The sequence below is a fragment of the Bacillus paramycoides genome, from assembly GCF_038971285.1.
Lineage (GTDB): Bacteria > Bacillota > Bacilli > Bacillales > Bacillaceae_G > Bacillus_A.
The window spans coordinates 1,914,364-1,932,340 of the sequence record NZ_CP152427.1; the positions used below are offsets into that span (position 1 = coordinate 1,914,364).

Here is a 17,977-nt window from a genome sequence, read left to right on the forward strand (position 1 = left end):
AAGGAAGAATGAAGAGAAAGGTAACAACGCTTGCTGCAGTAGCATTATCGACTAGTGTATTAGTTGCAGGTTGCGGAAATGGGGAGAAGGCATCTACAACGAAGAAAGAAGCAGGTAAGGGAGCAGCAGATAAGCAAGTATTAAACTTACTAGAAACAGCAGAAATTCCTTCAATGGATACATCAAAGTCAACAGACTCTGTATCATTCCGTGCCTTTGTAAATGCAATGGAAGGATTATATCGTTTAGATAAGGATAATAAACCAACTCCGGGTATGGCAAAAGATGTGAAGATTAGTGAAGATAAAACAACATATACATTTGAATTACGAGACGCAAAGTGGTCTAATGGCGATCCGGTTCGAGCGCAAGATTTTGTATATGCGTGGCAACGCGCATTAGATAAGGCAACGGCAGCTGAGTATGCATTTATTTTATTTGATGTAAAAAATGCACAGAAGGTCAATAAGGGAGAACTACCGTTAGATCAATTAGGAGTAAAAGCAAAGGATGATAAAACGTTAGTAGTGGAATTAGAACAACCGGCACCATATTTCCTTGAGCTTACTTCATTCCCAACATTTTTCCCTTTAAATGAAAAATATGTGAAAGAACAAGGGGATAAATATGCATTAGAAGCAGATAAACTATTATACAATGGACCATTTACTATGAGTGAATGGAAACATGAACGAAGCTATCAGTTAAAGAAAAACCCTAATTATTGGGATAAAGATACTGTAAAGTTAGAAGAAATTAATGTGAATATTGTGAAGGAAACGAGCACTGCAGTAAATTTATATGATAGTGATCAAGCAGACCGTGTTATTTTAAGTTCTGAATTTGTTGATAAATATAAAAAGAATAAACCAGATGAATTTAAAACGAAGTTAGATCCACGTATGTATTTCTTGCGCTTTAACCAAAAAAATGCAACGTTTAAAAACCAAAAAGTTCGTGAAGCGATTGATTTAGCATATGATAAAAAAGGAATTGCAAATGTTATTTTAAATGACGGATCATTACCAGCATATTTCTTAGTACCTGAAAAATTTACGACAGGACCAGATGGGAAAGATTTCCGTTCTGTAAATAAAAATTTCCGTGACAGTAAAGACAATGCAGCAAAAGCAAAAAAATTATGGGAAGAAGCGAAGAAAGAACTTGGTCAAGATACAATTACAGTAGAATTACTAAATGATGATAACGGTAGCCGTAAAAAAGTGGGCGACTTTATTAAAGAAGAGTTAGAGAAAAACTTACCTGGTATTAAAGTGAATTTGAAACAACAGCCATATAAGCAAAAGCTAGATTTAGAAAAGAAATTTGAATATGAATTCTCATTATCTGCATGGAGTCCAGATTATCCAGATCCAATGACTTATATTGATATGTTCGTTACTGGAAGCTCATTTAATGAAATGGATTATTCTAATCCGAAGTATGATGAGTTAGTTGCGAAATCAAAAGGAGAGCTATTAAAAGATGATAAAGCACGTTGGAATGCACTTGCAGAAGCTGAGAAAATCTTAATTGGTCAAGATGCTGCCATTTCTCCTGCGTACCAACAAAGTACTGCATATTTAGAGAAAACATATGTAAAAGGAATTGCAAATCATACGTTTGGTGGAGACTTTAGTTATAAATGGGCATATATTACAAAGAAATAGTATAATGAAAGATGAGTGAATTTTCGCTCATCTTTTCATTTTGTTTAAGGAGGAATTACTTTTGTTAAAAGGAATCAATCATCTTTGTTTTTCAGTGTCTAATTTAGAAAACTCTATTACATTTTACGAAAAAGTACTAGAAGGAGAATTATTAGTTAAAGGGAGGAAACTTGCATATTTTAATATATGTGGGGTATGGATAGCACTTAATGAAGAAGCACATATTCCGAGAAATGAGATTCATCAATCTTATACGCATATTGCGTTTTCAGTTGAACAGAAAGACTTTAAACGTCTAATGCAGCGATTAGAAGAAAATGATGTTCATATTTTACAAGGAAGAGATCGAGATGTAAGAGATTGTGAGTCTATATATTTTGTTGATCCTGATGGACATAAGTTTGAGTTTCATTCAGGGACATTGCAAGACCGGCTTAATTATTATAGGGAAGATAAACCTCATATGACATTTTACTAAGGGGGGAAAGAAGTTGCATGCGCTAGTAATTGGTGGGATAGGAATGCTAAAGAGGGTGTCTATGTGGCTTTGTGAGCAAGGGGTTCATGTTTCTATTATCGGACGAGATGAAGTGAAATTAGAAAGAGTTAAGCGAGAGAGTGCTGTACCAGAAAGTATCACATGTCTATCGTTAGATTATCATAATGAAGACGATGTAAAGTTAGCTATAAAAAGTACAATTGAGCGGAATGGCCCAATAACATTAGTTGTCGCATGGATACATGCAAGTGCGAAGGATACGCTATCACTCATTTGTAAAGAATTAGAATTGTCGTCTGAAACATACAGTGTTTTTCATATTTTAGGTAGTAAAGTATCGCGCATGACCGTCCAAAAAATAGGAGGTACGCGGTGTAGCTACCATAGAATAATATTAGGTTTTATATTAGACGGTACATACAGCAGATGGCTTACTCATGAAGAAATATCGGATGGGGTAATAAAAGGAATTGAGAGTAAATGTGATGAATGGATTGTAGGGCGAGTAGAGCCGTGGGAATTGCGGCCAACATGGTAAGGGGGAATGGCAAATGAAAACAACTGTATATGTAACGAGGCACGGTGAGACGGAATGGAATGTAGAGAAACGAATGCAAGGCAGGAAAAATTCTGCTTTAACCGAAAATGGTATGTTACAAGCTAAGCAATTAGGAGATCGAATGAAAGATTTATCTATCGATGCGATTTATAGTAGTCCGAGTAAAAGGACCCTTCATACTGCAGAGTTAATAAAGGGCGAACGTAATATACCGATAATCGCGGATGAGCATTTCTATGAAATTAACATGGGTATATGGGAAGGACAGACAGTCGATGATATAGAAAGGCAATACCCAGACGAAATACAATTATTTTGGTATGAGCCACATCTTTTTCAGTCAACATCAGGAGAAAATTTTGAGTCTGTTTATAAAAGGGTAATTGAGGGGATACAGATTCTTTTAGAAAAGCATAAAGGAGAAAGTATATTAATTGTTTCTCATGCGGCAGCAGCAAAACTACTTGTAGGACATTTTGCGGGGATTGAAATAGAAAATGTATGGGATGAACCTTTTATGCATAGTGCTAGTCTAAGTATAATAGAATTTGAAGAAGATAAAGGTGAAGTGACGCAATTTGCAGATATACGTCATTTTCAATATATGTAAAAAAGGCCGCAAAACGGCCTTTTTTGGTTGGTATAAAAACTAGCAATTACGTTTTTTATACCAGAAGTGATCGAATTTCTTATTTTTACAAGATGGGAATTTATGTCCGCCTTTGCAATCGTCCCACTTGTGTCCGCCATCGTGACAGTCTTTACCATGATCCCATGAATCATCGCAAGAGTGACCGTGTCTGTTAGGGAAGAATTCGCATTTTTTACAGAAACTTCGTTTTGTCCAGAAAAATTTCTTTTCAAAGCGTATGCATTTTGTAACGAAAGTACAATGTTTTCTGCGAGTACGTTTTGTAACTAAAACGCATTCTTTTCTACGAGTCACTTTCGTAACGAATGTCCATTTTTGAACGCGCACACGAGTACATTTTGTAACAAATGTCCATTTTTTTACGTGCGTACATTTTGTAACAAAAGTACAATGTTTCACGCGAGTACATCTTGTTCTTGGACATTTACCCCCAGTTGTACATTTACAACCTGTTGTACATCGATGATGAGAGAATTTATCATCATCGCACTCAAAAGTACTTGGATCTTGGTGTAAGAAATCCTCCATCCCAGCACTTTTGATTTCTTCAACAGCTTTTCTAATATCACGTTTCATAGAAATCCTCCTTATCATGTATTCAGGTGAAAAGGTATTCTTTTTCCTTAACATGATATGAGATATGACGTCTTTCTGAACAAGACAAGAGTGTAATTTTATATAAATGGATGATAGCGGATGTATGGACAAGACAATGCGCATACATTGAATGAAGAGAACTGAGAAGGGATGAGAAAACATGCTACCTTCATATGATTTTTTTATTCATCCAATGTACTTAGTGGAATTAAAAAAAGACATTTGGTCAGACAGTCCAGTGCCAGCAAAATTAACTTATGGAAAAAAGAAGTATGACATTGATATCGTATACCGGGGTGCTCATATTCGTGAATTTGAGAAAAAGTCTTATCATGTTATGTTTTATAAACCGAAAAAATTTCAAGGTGCGAAAGAGATTCATTTAAATTCTGAGTTTATGGATCCGTCTCTCATACGAAATAAATTATCTTTAGACTTTTTTCATGATATTGGTGTACTTTCACCAAAATCACAACATGTATTTATAAAAATTAATGGTCAAATTCAAGGTGTATATTTACAGTTAGAATCAGTTGATGAAAACTTTTTGAAAAATAGAGGATTACCGAGTGGTTCTATTTATTATGCGATAGATGATGATGCGAATTTTTCTTTAATGAGTGAGAGAGATAAAGATGTTAAGACCGAGCTTTTTGCGGGTTATGAATTTAAATATTCGAATGAAAATAGTGAAGAACAATTGAGTGAATTTGTATTTCAAGCGAATACTTTGTCAAGGGAAGCATATGAAAAAGAAATTGGGGATTTTTTGCATGTAGACAAATATTTAAGGTGGTTAGCTGGCGTCATTTTTACGCAAAACTTTGATGGTTTTGTTCATAACTATGCACTATACCATAACGATGAAACAAATTTATTTGAAGTGATACCGTGGGATTATGATGCGACTTGGGGGCGAGATGTACAAGGGAGACCACTTAATCATGAGTATATTCGTATTCAAGGTTATAACACATTAAGTGCAAGATTGTTAGATATACCTGTATTTAGAAAACAATACCGAAGTATTTTGGAAGAAATATTAGAAGAACAATTTACCGTTTCGTTTATGATGCCGAAAGTAGAAGGTTTGTGTGAATCGATTCGTCCATATTTACTACAAGATCCATATATGAAAGAAAAATTAGAAATATTTGATCAAGAAGCTGATATGATTGAGGAATATATAAATAAAAGAAGAAAGTATATACAAGATCATTTACATGAATTGGATTAATTTTGAAAGAGATTGGAACATTATCAATCTCTTTTTTTGTATAATAAAGATGTATTGGTAGAATTGATGTAATATTCACTTAAAAAAGAATGGAGATGTGGAAACATGACGATAAAATGGATTGACTGGGCAAAACAAATACAATCTATAGCTCAAGCGGGTTTAACGTATTCTAAGGATGTGTATGATATAGAACGTTTCCAACAATTACGGGATATTTCCATTTCGATGATGTCACATTACACTAGGACAGATTGGGAAGTTGTAGAGAAGTTATTTGCAAGCGAGACAGGCTATCAAACACCAAAAGTTGATGTAAGAGCAGTTGTTTTTCAAAATGAAAAGTTATTATTTGTGAAAGAAAAAAGTGATGGGAAATGGGCATTACCAGGTGGATGGGCAGATATCGGTTATACGCCGACAGAAGTAGCTGCAAAAGAAGTTCTAGAGGAGACGGGGTATGAAGTAGATGATTTTAAATTATTCGCTATATTTGATAAAGAAAAACATCACCCATCCCCTTCCGCAACACATGTATATAAAATTTTTATAGGCTGTAAGATTATCGGTGGTGAAAAGAAGACGAGTATTGAAACAGAAGATGTGGAGTTTTTTGGTGAGAATGAATTGCCTAATTTATCAGTTGCTAGAAATACAGAAGAGCAAATTAAAGAAATGTTTGCCTATATGAAGGAACCTCAGAAAGAAACAGTAATAGATTAATAATGCTTATGCCGATAAAAATGTTGGAATGAAGATATTGGCAGAATGCAACCTTTATGTAATAATGGGATGGTATGTGAAGAAAAAAGGAGATAGAAAATAAAATGTTAGCAAGCATAATAGATCAGTTATTGCAATTTTTTGCAAGTTTAGGTTACTTTGGAGTAGCGCTAGCTTTAATGATTGAAATTATTCCGAGTGAAATTGTACTTTCATATGCGGGCTTTTTAGTTGCAGATGGTAAAATTAGCTTTGTCGGTGCAGTTATTGCTGGAACAATCGGTGGTACGTTAGCTCAAATCTTTTTATATTGGCTTGGATACTATGGTGGGCGTCCAGTTGTAGAGAAGTATGGGAAATATCTACTTATTAATAAACATCATTTAGACATAGCAGAAAATTGGTTTAAGCGTTACGGGGCTGGAGTAATCTTTTCTGCACGCTTTATTCCGGTAGTACGTCATGCAATCTCTATTCCAGCAGGATTAGCCAAGATGCCATTAAAACTATTTACACTGTATACAGTAGTTGCGATTATTCCATGGTCAATACTATTTATATACTTAGGTGAAAAGCTTGGTGGGAATTGGCGACACATTAAAGAGTATGCATCTGATTACACACATTACATAATTATAGGAGCTGTTCTCTTTGTTGCTTTATACTTCGGTTTAAAGTATTTCAAAAAGAAAAAAGCAGCGCGTTAAAGTCGATGATTTTTCATTGGCTTTTTTTATTTGTTTCGGTTCTAAAAAAAAGGAGTTGTCCATAATGTGTAATAATAAAGCGTAGCGGAGGAATGTGATGAAAGGGTCACCGTTTATACGTGGAACGATATTTTTAACGATGGCAACGATGATATCTAAAATGTTAGGATTTATATATGTTATACCATTTACAGCAATGGTCGGTACGAGTGGGTACGTTTTATACACATATGCATATCGTCCCTATACGATTATGCTCAGTATTGCGACGATGGGACTACCACTTGCCGTTTCAAAAATGGTATCAAAATATGATCAACTGAATGATTATCATACGGTTAAGAGAGTGCTAAAGAGCGGTATCTTTTTTATGCTAATAATGGGAGTAATCTCATGTTTAACCCTATATATATTAGCTCCACATTTAGCTAAACTTGTAATCGATGGAAATGATCAAACAGGGAATAGTGTAGCGGCGGTCACAACTAATATTCAAATTGTCAGTTTTGCGTTAATACTTGTACCGGTAATGAGTTTATTAAGGGGATTCTTTCAAGGATTCCAATCGATGGGTCCTTCTGCTTTAAGTGTAGTGGTAGAGCAATTTTTTCGAGTCTTAACCATTTTGATAGGAAGTTTTGTCGTTTTATATATTTTAAAAGCATCTGTCTCTCTAGCTGTTGGTATTTCAACGTTCGGTGCTTTTATGGGAGCGATAGGTGGACTGACTGTTTTAAGTGCATATTACATAAGGAGGAGAAAGCACTTAAAGAAAAAAGAAATGGCAAGTATACCGCAAACAACGACATCATTTTTTTCGCTATATAAGGAGCTCTTTACATATTCAATACCGTTTGTTGTGGTTGGTTTAGCAATTCCGTTGTATCAGACGATTGATACATTTACAATTAATAAACTACTTATACAAATAGGATATATGCAAGGGGAAGCGGAGAAAATTAATGCAATAATTGGTCTTGTTCAGATGGTTGTACTTATCCCAGTTTCCGTTGCGACTGCTTTTAGTATGTCTCTCGTACCTGAGATGACAAAAGCCTATACAGCAGGAAATGTGAAGTTACTGTACAAACATTTTACGAGGACGAATCTATTAGTAGTAGGTATTACGGTACCAGCGGCAATTGGAATGATGGTGTTAGCAAAACCAGTATATACTCTTTTATTCGGTGCTGGAAATGATCCGGAGATGGGGCGAGTTATATTACAGTATTATGCTCCTGCTTGTATACTATTTTCGCTTTTTACAGTAACAGCTGCGATGTTACAAGGAATTAATCAGCAACAGAAAACAGTGCTAGGATTAGTGATTGGCATTGTTGTGAAGATAGTTTTAAATATTGTATTGCTCCCGTATTTCGATTATGTAAGTTTTATTATTTCAACATACGCTGGTTACACGATTTCAGTTGGCTTTAACTTGTGGATGCTTTCTAAATATGTTATAAAGGCAACATAAGCTTTTTAAGGCAGAGAGCGCTCTGTCTTTTTCTTTGTTTAAAATATTTTTCTTATAAAAACGTTTTCAAAATAATTTTTCTATTGAAATTTAAACGTATGTTTCATATGCTGAGAATGGCGGTTCAAAAACTGTTATTTAAGAGAGGTAGATTCCTACATGTAAAAAGAATCGGGGTGATAGTATGTTAAATATTTATTTAACAGACCGAAACGGAAAACTACAAGAGATTGAGGAAATGCAAAAGGGTTGCTGGATTAATGTACTTCATCCAACGGAAGAAGAAATTCAATATCTAGTACAAACTTTAAATGTAGACTTAGATTTCATTAAAGACCCTTTAGATGACGAAGAACGTTCTCGTATTGAAAAGGAAGACAGTAATACTTTAATAATCGTGGATATTCCAACAGTTAGACATGATGAAGAAGGAAATTCGATTTATGACACGATTCCAATAGGTATGATTGTCATGCCAGATTGTTTTGTGACAATTTGTTTAGAAGAAAACCCAATTTTTGAACGTTTTATTAATCAACGTATTAAAGAATTTTATACGTTTAAAAAGACACGCTTTGCACTTCAGCTCTTATATACGATTTCTACTTATTATTTAAGATACTTAAAGCAAATTAACAGAAAAACAATCGATTTAGAGCATCAATTAAATCAGTCGATGAAAAATAAAGAGATTTTCACATTGCTAGGCCTTGAAAAAAGTTTAGTTTACTTTACAACATCATTAAAGGCGAATAAAATCGTAATTCAAAAATTAATGCGTAACAGTACATTTTTAAAAATGTATGAAGACGATCAAGATTTATTAGAAGATGTATTAATTGAAAATAAACAGGCGATTGAAATGGCGGAAATATATAGTCACATTTTAAGTGGAATGATGAATACATTTAGTTCTGTTATATCAAATAATTTAAATAGTGTTATGAAACTGTTAACGTCTATAACAATCATTTTATCGTTACCAACGATGGTTTCTAGTTTCTTTGGAATGAACGTAAAGGTTCCGTTTGAAGGAGAAGCACATGGTTTTGTAATTGTACTCATAATATGTGTAACACTGTCTTTCACACTAGCATTTGTTTTTTGGAAGAAACGTTACTTTTAACGATAAAAAAGCTGCTCTAGCATAGTTGTATAACTGCGCTAGAGCAGCTTTTTTGCTATGAAATCCCAAATTTTAAATAGAATATAACTTATAAAATGTAATGTATATGAAAGGGGTGAATTCCGTATAAGTCTTGTCCAATTTATAAAATGGGGTTAAAATTACATATTGTTAATGAAAAGTTGGAGGAAATACATCATGGAATTGTTTCAATTACCGAAAGCATTCCTGCAAATGAATACAATCTTTATCTCCATATTGATCGAAGCACTTCCTTTTGTGCTCATTGGTGTATTTATTTCAGGATTCATTCAAATGTTTGTAACAGAAGATATGGTAGCAAAATGGATGCCAAAAAACCGATTTCTGTCTGTTTTAATGGCTACTTTTTTAGGGATGATGTTTCCGGGCTGTGAATGTGGAATCGTTCCGATTGTAAGGCGATTAATCGGAAAAGGGGTTCCGCCATATGCCGGGATTGCATTTATGTTAACTGGACCAATCATTAATCCAGTCGTATTATTTGCAACATATGTTGCCTTTGGAAGTAGTATGCACATGGTATGGTATCGTTCTATTGTAGCGATTATCGTAGCAATTATTGTTGGAATTATATTATCATTTATGTTTAAAGAACATCAATTAAGAGATGATCACTTCCCAGAAGTGAATCATAAGCGTCCATTACGTAAAAAAATGTGGGATGTATGTACGCATGCTGTTGAGGAATTTTTCTCGATGGGGAAATATTTAGTATTAGGTGCGTTAATTGCAGCAGCAGTTCAAACGTTCGTACAAACTTCAACACTTCTTGCTATAGGGCAAGGTCCGTTTTCTTCACCAGCTGTTATGATGGGACTTGCTTACATTTTATCACTTTGTTCAGAAGCAGATGCATTTATTGCTTCGTCATTCCAAAGTACATTTTCAACAGCGTCACTTGTCGCGTTCCTCGTATATGGACCGATGGTGGATATTAAAAATATGTTTATGATGCTTGCGACATTTAAAACTAAATTTGTAATTGTCGTTACAGTTACAGTTACACTTGTTGTTTATGCAAGCTCACTACTCATTTATGCGATGGGGTGGTAGGTTATGTTTCGAGCATATATATTATTAGGTTTTACAATCTTAATCGCGCAGCTTCATATTTCAGGTAATATTACGAAGTATATCAATATGAAGTATGCCTATTTATCAACAACAGCATCAATTATTTTAGGATTCTTAACGATTGTTCAAATTATTATCGTTTTCCAAAAAGAACATCAAAAAGAAAAGGAACAGCACAATTGTGGTTGCGATCATAGCCATTGCGGACATGATCATTCAAAAGATGAGAATACGTGGTGGAAAAAAGCATTTTCATACACATTGTTTTGTTTTCCGATAGTCACAGGACTGTTTTTCCCGATTGCAACATTAGATTCCGACATTGTTAAGGCGAAGGGATTTCATTTTCCAGTAGCACAAGCAGAAAGTAAAGATCCATTTATGACAAGGCAATTTCTAAGACCTGATACGAGCATTTATTACGGGAAAGAAGGATACCGAGGTGTAATGGAAAAAGGGAAAAAAGAATTTGTTACGAAAGATAGTATTAATTTAAAAGACGAAGATTTCCTAAAAGGGATGGAGACAATTTATAATTATCCTGGCGAGTTTACTGGAAAAAAATTATCTTTTAAAGGGTTTGTTTTCAAAGATGATTCATCTAAAAAAGAACAATATTTCTTATTCCGTTTCGGTATTATACATTGTGTAGCGGATTCTGGTGTATATGGTATGTTAGTGAAAAAACCAGAAGGGGTAGAATGGAAAAATGATGATTGGATTCAAGTTGAAGGAGAAATATCAACGGAATTTTATCAGCCATTCCATGCGAACATTCCTGTTTTAGAAGTAACGAAATGGAATAAAGTTGAACAGCCGAAAGAGCAATATGTATTTAGAGGAGCCGATTGATCACATCGGTTCTTTTTTTGTGGACTAAAAGTTCTGAATGTTGTTAATATTAAACGTGTAGTGATAGTAAGCTCATACTGCTCTAGTGTTAATGGGAAATGGAACTCTTACCGAACTTCTTTGCTCCAGCCGAATTTTGTGGTGGGAGTCTTACTGCCTGCAAATAGTGGATTAAATAATCGGAGAGGTGATAACAATGACTGAAGTAAAGGGAAAAACAGCTAATGAGTCTAGAGTGTTTAAAACGAGCCGAGTATTTCCAACAGATTTAAATGATCACAATACGCTATTTGGTGGAAAGATATTAGCTGAGATGGATATGGTCGCCTCTATTTCAGCAACGAGGCATGCAAGAAAAGAATGCGTCACAGCATCTATGGATTGGGTAGATTTCTTACATCCTGTTCGCTCTTCAGATTGTGTTAGTTATGAATCCTTTGTAATTTGGACGGGTAGAACTTCTATGGAAGTATTTGTGAAGGTAGTAGCAGAAGATTTAATTTCAGGTGAGAAACGTATAGCAGCAACATCATTTGTTACTTTCGTTGCACTTAGTAAGGATAATAATCCAGTTCCAGTTCCTCGAGTAATTCCTGAAACAGAAGAAGAGAAAGAATTACATCGCATTGCTGTGTTGCGTGCAGAACAACGTCATATACGTAAGGCGGAGAGTAAGAAAGTAGCCACATTATTAACTTTTTGAGTTGAATATTTAGTCGTTAAAGGTATTATAACGGACTGAAATGTTTTTCATATGAAAAGCGGACACCTAAAAATAGGTGTCCGCTTTTATAGTTTTTTCATCCACATATCATATGACGATAACTACTTAGCAGAAGCAAGCAGCACCGACGATGATTAAGAGGATAAATAATACGACTAATAGCGCGAATCCATTACCATGTGCGAAGCCCATTGTTATTTCCTCCTTTTATTTTAAGATACAACATACAATATGCAAATGAGCTATCGTTTGATATGGACATATATCATGTAATGACATATTTTCTTGAATGATATTGTATTAAAAAAGGGAAGATATAGAAATAACAGTAAGTGGAGAAAGGAAAATATCCATGAAACACTTTTTCGTTGTAATCCTTTGTTTAATAGGTGTATTCATTTGGATGAACATCGATGTGGAAATGGGGAAAAAAATGGCTAGTGAATATGAAGTAGGACAAGTTCGATTAGGTGAATTTCAACTGTATACAAACGGTGAAGAGTTATATACGAAATTATTTGAGGATATACGTAATGCAGAAAAGTATATATATATCCATTTTTATATTGTAGGTAAAGATGAAATAAGTAAAGAGTTTTTGCAGTTGCTCGAGAAAAAGGCATCTAGTGGAGTAGAAGTAAAATTGTCGGTCGATCGAATAGGTGGATATAAGCTGAAGAAAAAGGTAATTCATCAACTAAAAAGCAATGGTGTCCAGTTTACGTTTAGTAAAAAACCTAAATTGAAACATTTATTCTATTCGTTGCATCAACGGAACCATAGACGCATTGTTACGATAGATGGAAAAGTATCATATATTGGCGGCTTTAACATTGGAAAGGAATATCTAGGACAAGATCCAAAATTTGGTCCGTGGCGTGATTATCATATACGGGTCTATGGGAATGGTGCCACGGATATGGAAAGAAAATTTGCAACTGACTGGGAAGAAGATACGGGAGAAAAAATGCCTATACATGAAAGTTTACCTGCAATTGGGAATGTGAAATATCAATATTTATTTTCAGATGGAAAAGGTTTATGGGAAAAATATGGAGCACTTTTAAAGCAGGCTAAAACGTCTTTAATTATTGCTACGCCATATTTTGTACCAAGTAAAGAAATGATGAAAGAGCTAAAACATGCATTAAACCGCGGTGTCAATGTAAAAATTCTGGTGCCATTTAAAAGTGATGCCGTATTGTTAAAACAAGCTGCCTATCCGTATTTGAAAAACATGTTACATGCTGGAGCGGAGATTTATCAATATCATAATGGTTTTTTTCATGGGAAAGTAACAATCATTGATGGGGAAATTGTTGATATTGGTACCGCAAACTTTGATAATAGAAGTTTTTATTTAAATACAGAGTCTAATTGTATTATCTATGATAAGGGAGTAACAGCGGACGTATGGAACCGATTAAAAGAAGACTTTCATAAATCAAAAAAATTTTCGGAAGAAGATTTTGAGAAAATTAGTAAATGGGATTGGTTTTTAGCAAGAATAGCAAATGTTATAGCATCATATTTATAGCATATAGACAAAAGAGAAGGGAGGCACTTTCGTGGATTGTATGAAAGAACTAATGAGGTATAGTTATATGCTTATATATAAGGTTGGAGAGTATACAGGCAAGGTAAGAGACGAAGAATTAAAGGGACTATTACAGCAACATTTACCATATATGTTGCAAGCATATAATGAACAAGTGAATTTTCAAGAAGGAGAGAATGTACAGCATATAACTTGTAAACCAATTTCATTTCATTTGCATGAAATGGAAAAGGAAATTGATAGTAAATATACAGGAGATGTCCATATTGCAACTTGTTATATTTCGCATTTAAAACGGTTAGCACTAAAGTTTGCTCAAGTGGCAGTTGAAGTTGCGAATCCAGAATTCCGCTCGTTTTTAGAAAATTGTTTCCTGAAAATGAACCGTTATGCCTATAGTGTATGGCAATATGTTGTGAAGAAAGAGTATAAAATTAAACATGTATATGAAAATGAGAAGTTTGCATAAGAAACTAAGGCGGAAAGATGCGCGCCTTAGTTTTTTCTTTTCATAGAGAAAAAACTAGATGTATATCTGTATTATCAGAAAATTTACAAATATTTACCGTTTATTTACTGTTTTTCAATCTTTCCTTTAAAAATAGAGAGTAATATGGGATTGTACATATTCTATCTAAAGGAGGAAACGCAAATGAACAAATGGGTTAAATCATTAACTGCTATGGCACTTGCAAGTTCTTTATTAATGGTAGGTTGTAGTAAAGGTGAGGACAAGAAGAAAGAAGACGATACAACAACACAACAAGAGGACAAAAAGGATAAAGAAACAAGTGGAACTGAGAAGTCTACGGATTCTAAAGAAAAGAAATAATAATTAGAGCTTCCTCTTATATAAGAGGAAGCTTTTTTGTTGTAAATTGATTGAGATTATTGAAAAATAGAGGAAGAATGAAAGAGGGGGAAAACAAGTGAAAGTATGTATATTAGGAGCAACAGGTCGAGTAGGTTCAAACATAATTGAATTAGCATTAAAGGATTCAGCTGAAGTGACGGCATTAGCACGTGATATAAATAGAATAGAAATACAACATGTAAGGTTACGAGTAATAGAAGGGAATGTACTAAATGAAAATGATATACAGAAAGCGATAGAAGGAAGCGATATAGTAATAAGTGCACTTGGGACGGATCAAAATGGGACATTAGCGAGGAGTATGCCACAAATTATAAAGAAAATGAAAGAAGAAGGGGTTCATAAAATCATTACAATAGGAACAGCGGGTATTTTACAAGCGAGAACAAATCTAAATTTATATCGTTTTCAATCAACGGAATCAAAAAGGAAGACAACAACCGCAGCAGAAGATCATTTAGCTGCATATAAGGTACTGAGTAGTAGTAATTTATGTTGGACGGTCGTTTGTCCGACGCATTTAATAGACGGTGGTGTGACAGGGGTATATCGAACAGAAAAAGATGTATTACCAGAAGGGGGAGCGAAAATAACAGTTGGTGATACAGCACAATTTACGTGGAATCTGTGTAGGGAAAACCGATATGAGAATAGCCGAGTAGGTATTTCCTATTAAAAAACCATCCCGAAATTGGGATGGTTAAAAGACGATATAACATACAAATATGATAATCATAATGATTTGGAGAATGGCTTTTGCTACTGTACTGCTTAAAAAACCAACTACAGTAGCAACTCCTACTAGAAAGGCGTCTTTTGGCGCTTTTTTATGCATGAGTTCTGTAATAAATACCGATAAGAACGGTATGATAATTAAACCGAATGGTGGGAAGAAGAAAGATCCGACAATGATAGAAATCATGCCGACACGTTCTCCCCATTTAGAACTTCCATATTTTTTTAAGAAATATCCATTTGCAATAAAATCAGTAACGAAAATGAATAGTGTGAAAATGACTTGAATAATCCAAAAGGAAGTCGTTAGTTCTCCACCATTTAAACCGAAATGGTAAATGAAATATCCAGCCCAAACAGCGAGGATGCCTGGGATGATAGGGTAAATAAAGGCAAGAAATGAAACAATGAAACAGGCAATGATACAGATTGTTAATAATACTGTCACTTTATAACTCCTTCTTCGTGTCTAATTTATGTACCGCAATTTTTTTCACTTGATGTCCATCAAGTTCTAATGCTTTAAACTGAAAACCAGCAAAATCGATGGAATAACCAGCCTCAATATTTAAGTCTACTGCTTGAGAGAGGAGCCAGCCTCCAATTGTATCTAAATCGCTATCATCAATATGTAGGCCAAACATATCATTCACTTCAGAAATGAGCACTTTCCCATCTAAAACAGTAAGCTTCGGCGTACGTTTTTCAATCATAGGTGATTCATCTGTATCAAACTCATCTTGAATTTCTCCAATGATTTCTTCAAGAATATCTTCCATTGTTAAAAGTCCTGCAGTACCACCATATTCATCCATAACAATTGCCATTTGAACGCGATTCTTTTGTAGATGAACTAACGTTTTGCGAATGGGAACAGTTTCAAATACCGTTAGTACTGGATGTATGTAAGATTCAAGTGGCTTATGAATGCCTTTCGTTTGATCGTGAAATACTTCTTTCGTATTGATCATACCGATAATATCATCTTTATCTTTTTCAATGATAGGATAGCGTGTATACTTTTCAGTTGCAACGATATCCATATTTTCTTCTAACGTATTTTCAGTAGATAAGCAAATCATTTCTGTACGAGGGACCATAATTTCTTTTGCAACTCGGTCGTCAAATTCAAAAATATTATTTACATATTTATATTCGGTTTGATTTATTTCACCGCTTTTGAAACTTTCCCCTAAAATGAGTCGTAGTTCCTCTTCAGAATGGGCAAGTTCATTTTCTTTCGCAGGCTCTAAACCGAGTAGTTTTGTGAAAAAGATAGCTGTACTATTTAGTAGCCAAATGAATGGATACATAATTTTATCAAATAAAATAAGTGGCCGTGCAAATTTTAGTGTGATTGCTTCTGCTTTTTGAATTGCGAAAGACTTTGGAACTAATTCACCTAATACAACATGGAAAAATGTAATTACACTAAAAGCAATAATAAAGGATAAAGTATTCGCCATTGTTCCAGTAATATTAATCTTTTCAAATAGTGGTCGTAATAAATGTTCCACAGTCGGTTCACCAAGCCAACCAAGTCCTAAAGAAGTAATTGTAATCCCGAGCTGACAAGCTGATAAATAAACGTCTAAATTAGATATGACACTTCTTGCGGCTAAAGCTTGTTTATTGCCTTCATTTGCAAGCTGGTCAATTCGACTTTTTCGTACTTTTACAACAGCGAATTCTGATGCAACGAAAAAGCCGGAAATAAGGATAAGTATAAAGATGAGAAAAATATTTAATATGTCCAAGTGTGTTCTCTATTCCGTATTTGGGAATAAAGATGTCACCTCCTGCAATTATGTTATACTTTTATAATAAATCCAAACGAAAAGAATAGTCAAAGGAAAAGGGTAAATATTGGTATGTTTCTGCAATAGTTTTTAAATGTGCTGTTATTTTGTCCGCTATACAAAAGGAATAACCCCCTACTTTCAGATTATAGAGGGTTATTTCAAATTAAGGTTTTGGAATACTTCTCGTTAAAGCGTATGATTTTTGTTTAACGTGGTTTGTCGTCCATAGTGTTTGAAGGAACGAGAGTATGCAATACGGAATATACAAAAGGAATAAGCCGATTGTAACAATAATAGGTGCATTTCCGCCGAATTGAACGATAAATTGCAATAGTCCGCTTGCATGAAAAACGCATTCCATAAAAACGAATGAAAGAATAATGGAACCTAAAATAGATTTATGATTCGAAGTAAGCGCCAAAAACAATGTATCTACAAGGAAAGAAGATTGTTTTATTTCATATTCATTTGTGTTACTTAAGAACGGAATCCATTTTTTTATGGCTTGCATAACGATAATCATGGAAGTACTACAAACGATGATAAAAGATGAGTAGTAAGGAAGTTTTATAAATTTTGCGATGTATAGGAGTAGTAATAAGACTGAGCATTGTAATAATACAGTACAAAAAGAGTAAGGTACCCATCTTAATAAGGAAGTGAACTTTTTACCCGAATGAGGTGCTTTAAAAAATAAATGGCCGATCCCTAAACTGATGAAGAATCCAATCGCAAGAGTAAAGGTAAAACGAACAATCGATAAAAAATATATTTCCCATATGTAAGGGAATAACGGTGTTGAATGATTTGAAGTATGTACCATCGGATTTACTGAGAAAAAGATAGATTCATGCATCCAATCAATCTTTGGAATTGTCATAGAAGAAAGCTGTGCGAAGTTATGAAAAATGCTTATAAAGCCAGTTATGTAAGAGTATCTATGTGTAATGAATAAAGCCGGAATAGGACTGATGATAAATATAATGAGAACACCAATGATAAATTTACATATATGTGAGCGCAATAAAGACATGTAATCACCTACTCTTAGAATATTCAGAAAATTATT

Annotated in this window: 21 protein-coding genes; 16 read left to right on the top strand and 5 right to left on the bottom strand. The window is 34.2% G+C overall.

Going from position 1 to position 17,977, the window contains the following annotated elements; translation table 11 throughout:
• Positions 1 to 8 precede the first annotated feature (8 nt).
• The 4 genes from AAG068_RS09900 to AAG068_RS09915 all read left to right on the top strand — a co-directional run bounded on the left by AAG068_RS09900 (position 9) and on the right by AAG068_RS09915 (position 3,338).
• Positions 9 to 1,670 (top strand): peptide ABC transporter substrate-binding protein, encoded by a 1,662-nt coding sequence (locus AAG068_RS09900; protein ID WP_342719137.1) that lies wholly within the window; start codon positions 9 to 11, stop codon positions 1,668 to 1,670.
• 61 nt (positions 1,671 to 1,731) lie between these two features.
• Complete coding sequence (fosB, locus tag AAG068_RS09905; RefSeq protein WP_342719138.1) at positions 1,732 to 2,148, top strand: FosBx1 family fosfomycin resistance bacillithiol transferase; 417 nt, start codon at positions 1,732 to 1,734, stop codon at positions 2,146 to 2,148.
• Positions 2,149 to 2,161: 13 nt separating this feature from the next.
• Complete coding sequence (locus tag AAG068_RS09910; protein ID WP_342719139.1) at positions 2,162 to 2,707, top strand: short-chain dehydrogenase; 546 nt, start codon at positions 2,162 to 2,164, stop codon at positions 2,705 to 2,707.
• Between the two features lie 13 nt (positions 2,708 to 2,720).
• A complete protein-coding gene (locus tag AAG068_RS09915) occupies positions 2,721 to 3,338 on the top strand; it encodes a phosphoserine phosphatase 1 (RefSeq protein ID WP_342719140.1) in 618 nt (205 codons plus the stop codon).
• 39 nt (positions 3,339 to 3,377) lie between these two features.
• On the opposite strand, the gene exsB is transcribed toward AAG068_RS09915, so the two are convergent.
• Positions 3,378 to 3,956 carry an exosporium protein ExsB gene (gene exsB / locus AAG068_RS09920; RefSeq protein ID WP_000817496.1) on the bottom strand — a complete coding sequence of 193 codons (579 nt, stop codon included), beginning with the start codon at positions 3,954 to 3,956 and terminating at the stop codon, positions 3,378 to 3,380.
• A gap of 181 nt (positions 3,957 to 4,137) precedes the next feature.
• On the opposite strand from exsB, the gene cotH reads away from it, so the two are divergent.
• The 8 genes from cotH to AAG068_RS09960 all read left to right on the top strand — a co-directional run bounded on the left by cotH (position 4,138) and on the right by AAG068_RS09960 (position 11,918).
• Positions 4,138 to 5,214, top strand: a complete 1,077-nt coding sequence (gene cotH / locus AAG068_RS09925; RefSeq protein WP_342719141.1) for a spore coat protein CotH — start codon at positions 4,138 to 4,140, stop codon at positions 5,212 to 5,214.
• A 105-nt stretch (positions 5,215 to 5,319) separates the two neighbouring features.
• Positions 5,320 to 5,937 carry an NUDIX hydrolase gene (locus tag AAG068_RS09930; protein WP_342719142.1) on the top strand — a complete coding sequence of 206 codons (618 nt, stop codon included), beginning with the start codon at positions 5,320 to 5,322 and terminating at the stop codon, positions 5,935 to 5,937.
• 104 nt (positions 5,938 to 6,041) lie between these two features.
• On the top strand, positions 6,042 to 6,644 hold the full coding sequence (locus AAG068_RS09935) for a DedA family protein (protein WP_000881208.1): 603 nt from the start codon (positions 6,042 to 6,044) through the stop codon (positions 6,642 to 6,644).
• 97 nt (positions 6,645 to 6,741) lie between these two features.
• Positions 6,742 to 8,121: a putative polysaccharide biosynthesis protein gene (locus AAG068_RS09940; RefSeq protein ID WP_342719143.1), complete on the top strand. Its 1,380-nt coding sequence runs from the start codon at positions 6,742 to 6,744 to the stop codon at positions 8,119 to 8,121.
• A gap of 184 nt (positions 8,122 to 8,305) precedes the next feature.
• Positions 8,306 to 9,247 (top strand): magnesium transporter CorA family protein, encoded by a 942-nt coding sequence (locus AAG068_RS09945; RefSeq protein WP_000932390.1) that lies wholly within the window; start codon positions 8,306 to 8,308, stop codon positions 9,245 to 9,247.
• Between the two features lie 198 nt (positions 9,248 to 9,445).
• Complete coding sequence (locus tag AAG068_RS09950; protein ID WP_000418724.1) at positions 9,446 to 10,342, top strand: permease; 897 nt, start codon at positions 9,446 to 9,448, stop codon at positions 10,340 to 10,342.
• A gap of 3 nt (positions 10,343 to 10,345) precedes the next feature.
• Entirely contained in the window at positions 10,346 to 11,215 is an 870-nt protein-coding gene (locus AAG068_RS09955; protein ID WP_342719144.1) for a TIGR03943 family putative permease subunit, read from the top strand.
• A 196-nt stretch (positions 11,216 to 11,411) separates the two neighbouring features.
• Entirely contained in the window at positions 11,412 to 11,918 is a 507-nt protein-coding gene (locus AAG068_RS09960; RefSeq protein WP_000141166.1) for an acyl-CoA thioesterase, read from the top strand.
• A 126-nt stretch (positions 11,919 to 12,044) separates the two neighbouring features.
• On the opposite strand, the gene AAG068_RS09965 is transcribed toward AAG068_RS09960, so the two are convergent.
• Positions 12,045 to 12,131: a YjcZ family sporulation protein gene (locus AAG068_RS09965; protein ID WP_000505094.1), complete on the bottom strand. Its 87-nt coding sequence runs from the start codon at positions 12,129 to 12,131 to the stop codon at positions 12,045 to 12,047.
• A gap of 160 nt (positions 12,132 to 12,291) precedes the next feature.
• On the opposite strand from AAG068_RS09965, the gene cls reads away from it, so the two are divergent.
• From cls to AAG068_RS09985, 4 genes are all read left to right on the top strand, one after another.
• The gene (gene cls / locus AAG068_RS09970) at positions 12,292 to 13,476 is read left to right on the top strand and encodes a cardiolipin synthase (protein ID WP_342719145.1); all 1,185 of its coding nucleotides are present in this window, start codon (positions 12,292 to 12,294) and stop codon (positions 13,474 to 13,476) included.
• Between the two features lie 31 nt (positions 13,477 to 13,507).
• Positions 13,508 to 13,966, top strand: coding sequence for a spore coat protein (locus tag AAG068_RS09975; RefSeq protein WP_342719146.1), 459 nt, complete (start codon positions 13,508 to 13,510; stop codon positions 13,964 to 13,966).
• 183 nt (positions 13,967 to 14,149) lie between these two features.
• Entirely contained in the window at positions 14,150 to 14,329 is a 180-nt protein-coding gene (locus tag AAG068_RS09980) for a hypothetical protein (protein WP_001045960.1), read from the top strand.
• Between the two features lie 97 nt (positions 14,330 to 14,426).
• Entirely contained in the window at positions 14,427 to 15,047 is a 621-nt protein-coding gene (locus AAG068_RS09985; protein ID WP_342719147.1) for an NAD(P)-dependent oxidoreductase, read from the top strand.
• Between the two features lie 24 nt (positions 15,048 to 15,071).
• On the opposite strand, the gene AAG068_RS09990 is transcribed toward AAG068_RS09985, so the two are convergent.
• From AAG068_RS09990 to AAG068_RS10000, 3 genes are all read right to left on the bottom strand, one after another.
• Positions 15,072 to 15,554, bottom strand: a complete 483-nt coding sequence (locus tag AAG068_RS09990) for a DUF456 domain-containing protein (protein WP_342719148.1) — start codon at positions 15,552 to 15,554, stop codon at positions 15,072 to 15,074.
• Position 15,555: 1 nt separating this feature from the next.
• On the bottom strand, positions 15,556 to 16,863 hold the full coding sequence (locus AAG068_RS09995; RefSeq protein WP_342719149.1) for a hemolysin family protein: 1,308 nt from the start codon (positions 16,861 to 16,863) through the stop codon (positions 15,556 to 15,558).
• Between the two features lie 208 nt (positions 16,864 to 17,071).
• Positions 17,072 to 17,941, bottom strand: a complete 870-nt coding sequence (locus AAG068_RS10000; protein ID WP_342719150.1) for a hypothetical protein — start codon at positions 17,939 to 17,941, stop codon at positions 17,072 to 17,074.
• Positions 17,942 to 17,977 lie beyond the last annotated feature (36 nt).

Coding starts and splice junctions, on each gene's coding strand:
- AAG068_RS09900 (WP_342719137.1), top strand. CDS start 9: ATGAAGAGAAAGGTAACAACGCTTGCTGCAGTAGCATTATCGACTAGT.
- AAG068_RS09915 (WP_342719140.1), top strand. CDS start 2,721: ATGAAAACAACTGTATATGTAACGAGGCACGGTGAGACGGAATGGAAT.
- exsB (WP_000817496.1), bottom strand. CDS start 3,956: ATGAAACGTGATATTAGAAAAGCTGTTGAAGAAATCAAAAGTGCTGGG.
- cotH (WP_342719141.1), top strand. CDS start 4,138: ATGCTACCTTCATATGATTTTTTTATTCATCCAATGTACTTAGTGGAA.
- AAG068_RS09930 (WP_342719142.1), top strand. CDS start 5,320: ATGACGATAAAATGGATTGACTGGGCAAAACAAATACAATCTATAGCT.
- AAG068_RS09935 (WP_000881208.1), top strand. CDS start 6,042: ATGTTAGCAAGCATAATAGATCAGTTATTGCAATTTTTTGCAAGTTTA.
- AAG068_RS09940 (WP_342719143.1), top strand. CDS start 6,742: ATGAAAGGGTCACCGTTTATACGTGGAACGATATTTTTAACGATGGCA.
- AAG068_RS09945 (WP_000932390.1), top strand. CDS start 8,306: ATGTTAAATATTTATTTAACAGACCGAAACGGAAAACTACAAGAGATT.
- AAG068_RS09950 (WP_000418724.1), top strand. CDS start 9,446: ATGGAATTGTTTCAATTACCGAAAGCATTCCTGCAAATGAATACAATC.
- AAG068_RS09955 (WP_342719144.1), top strand. CDS start 10,346: ATGTTTCGAGCATATATATTATTAGGTTTTACAATCTTAATCGCGCAG.
- AAG068_RS09960 (WP_000141166.1), top strand. CDS start 11,412: ATGACTGAAGTAAAGGGAAAAACAGCTAATGAGTCTAGAGTGTTTAAA.
- AAG068_RS09965 (WP_000505094.1), bottom strand. CDS start 12,131: ATGGGCTTCGCACATGGTAATGGATTCGCGCTATTAGTCGTATTATTT.
- cls (WP_342719145.1), top strand. CDS start 12,292: ATGAAACACTTTTTCGTTGTAATCCTTTGTTTAATAGGTGTATTCATT.
- AAG068_RS09980 (WP_001045960.1), top strand. CDS start 14,150: ATGAACAAATGGGTTAAATCATTAACTGCTATGGCACTTGCAAGTTCT.
- AAG068_RS10000 (WP_342719150.1), bottom strand. CDS start 17,941: ATGTCTTTATTGCGCTCACATATATGTAAATTTATCATTGGTGTTCTC.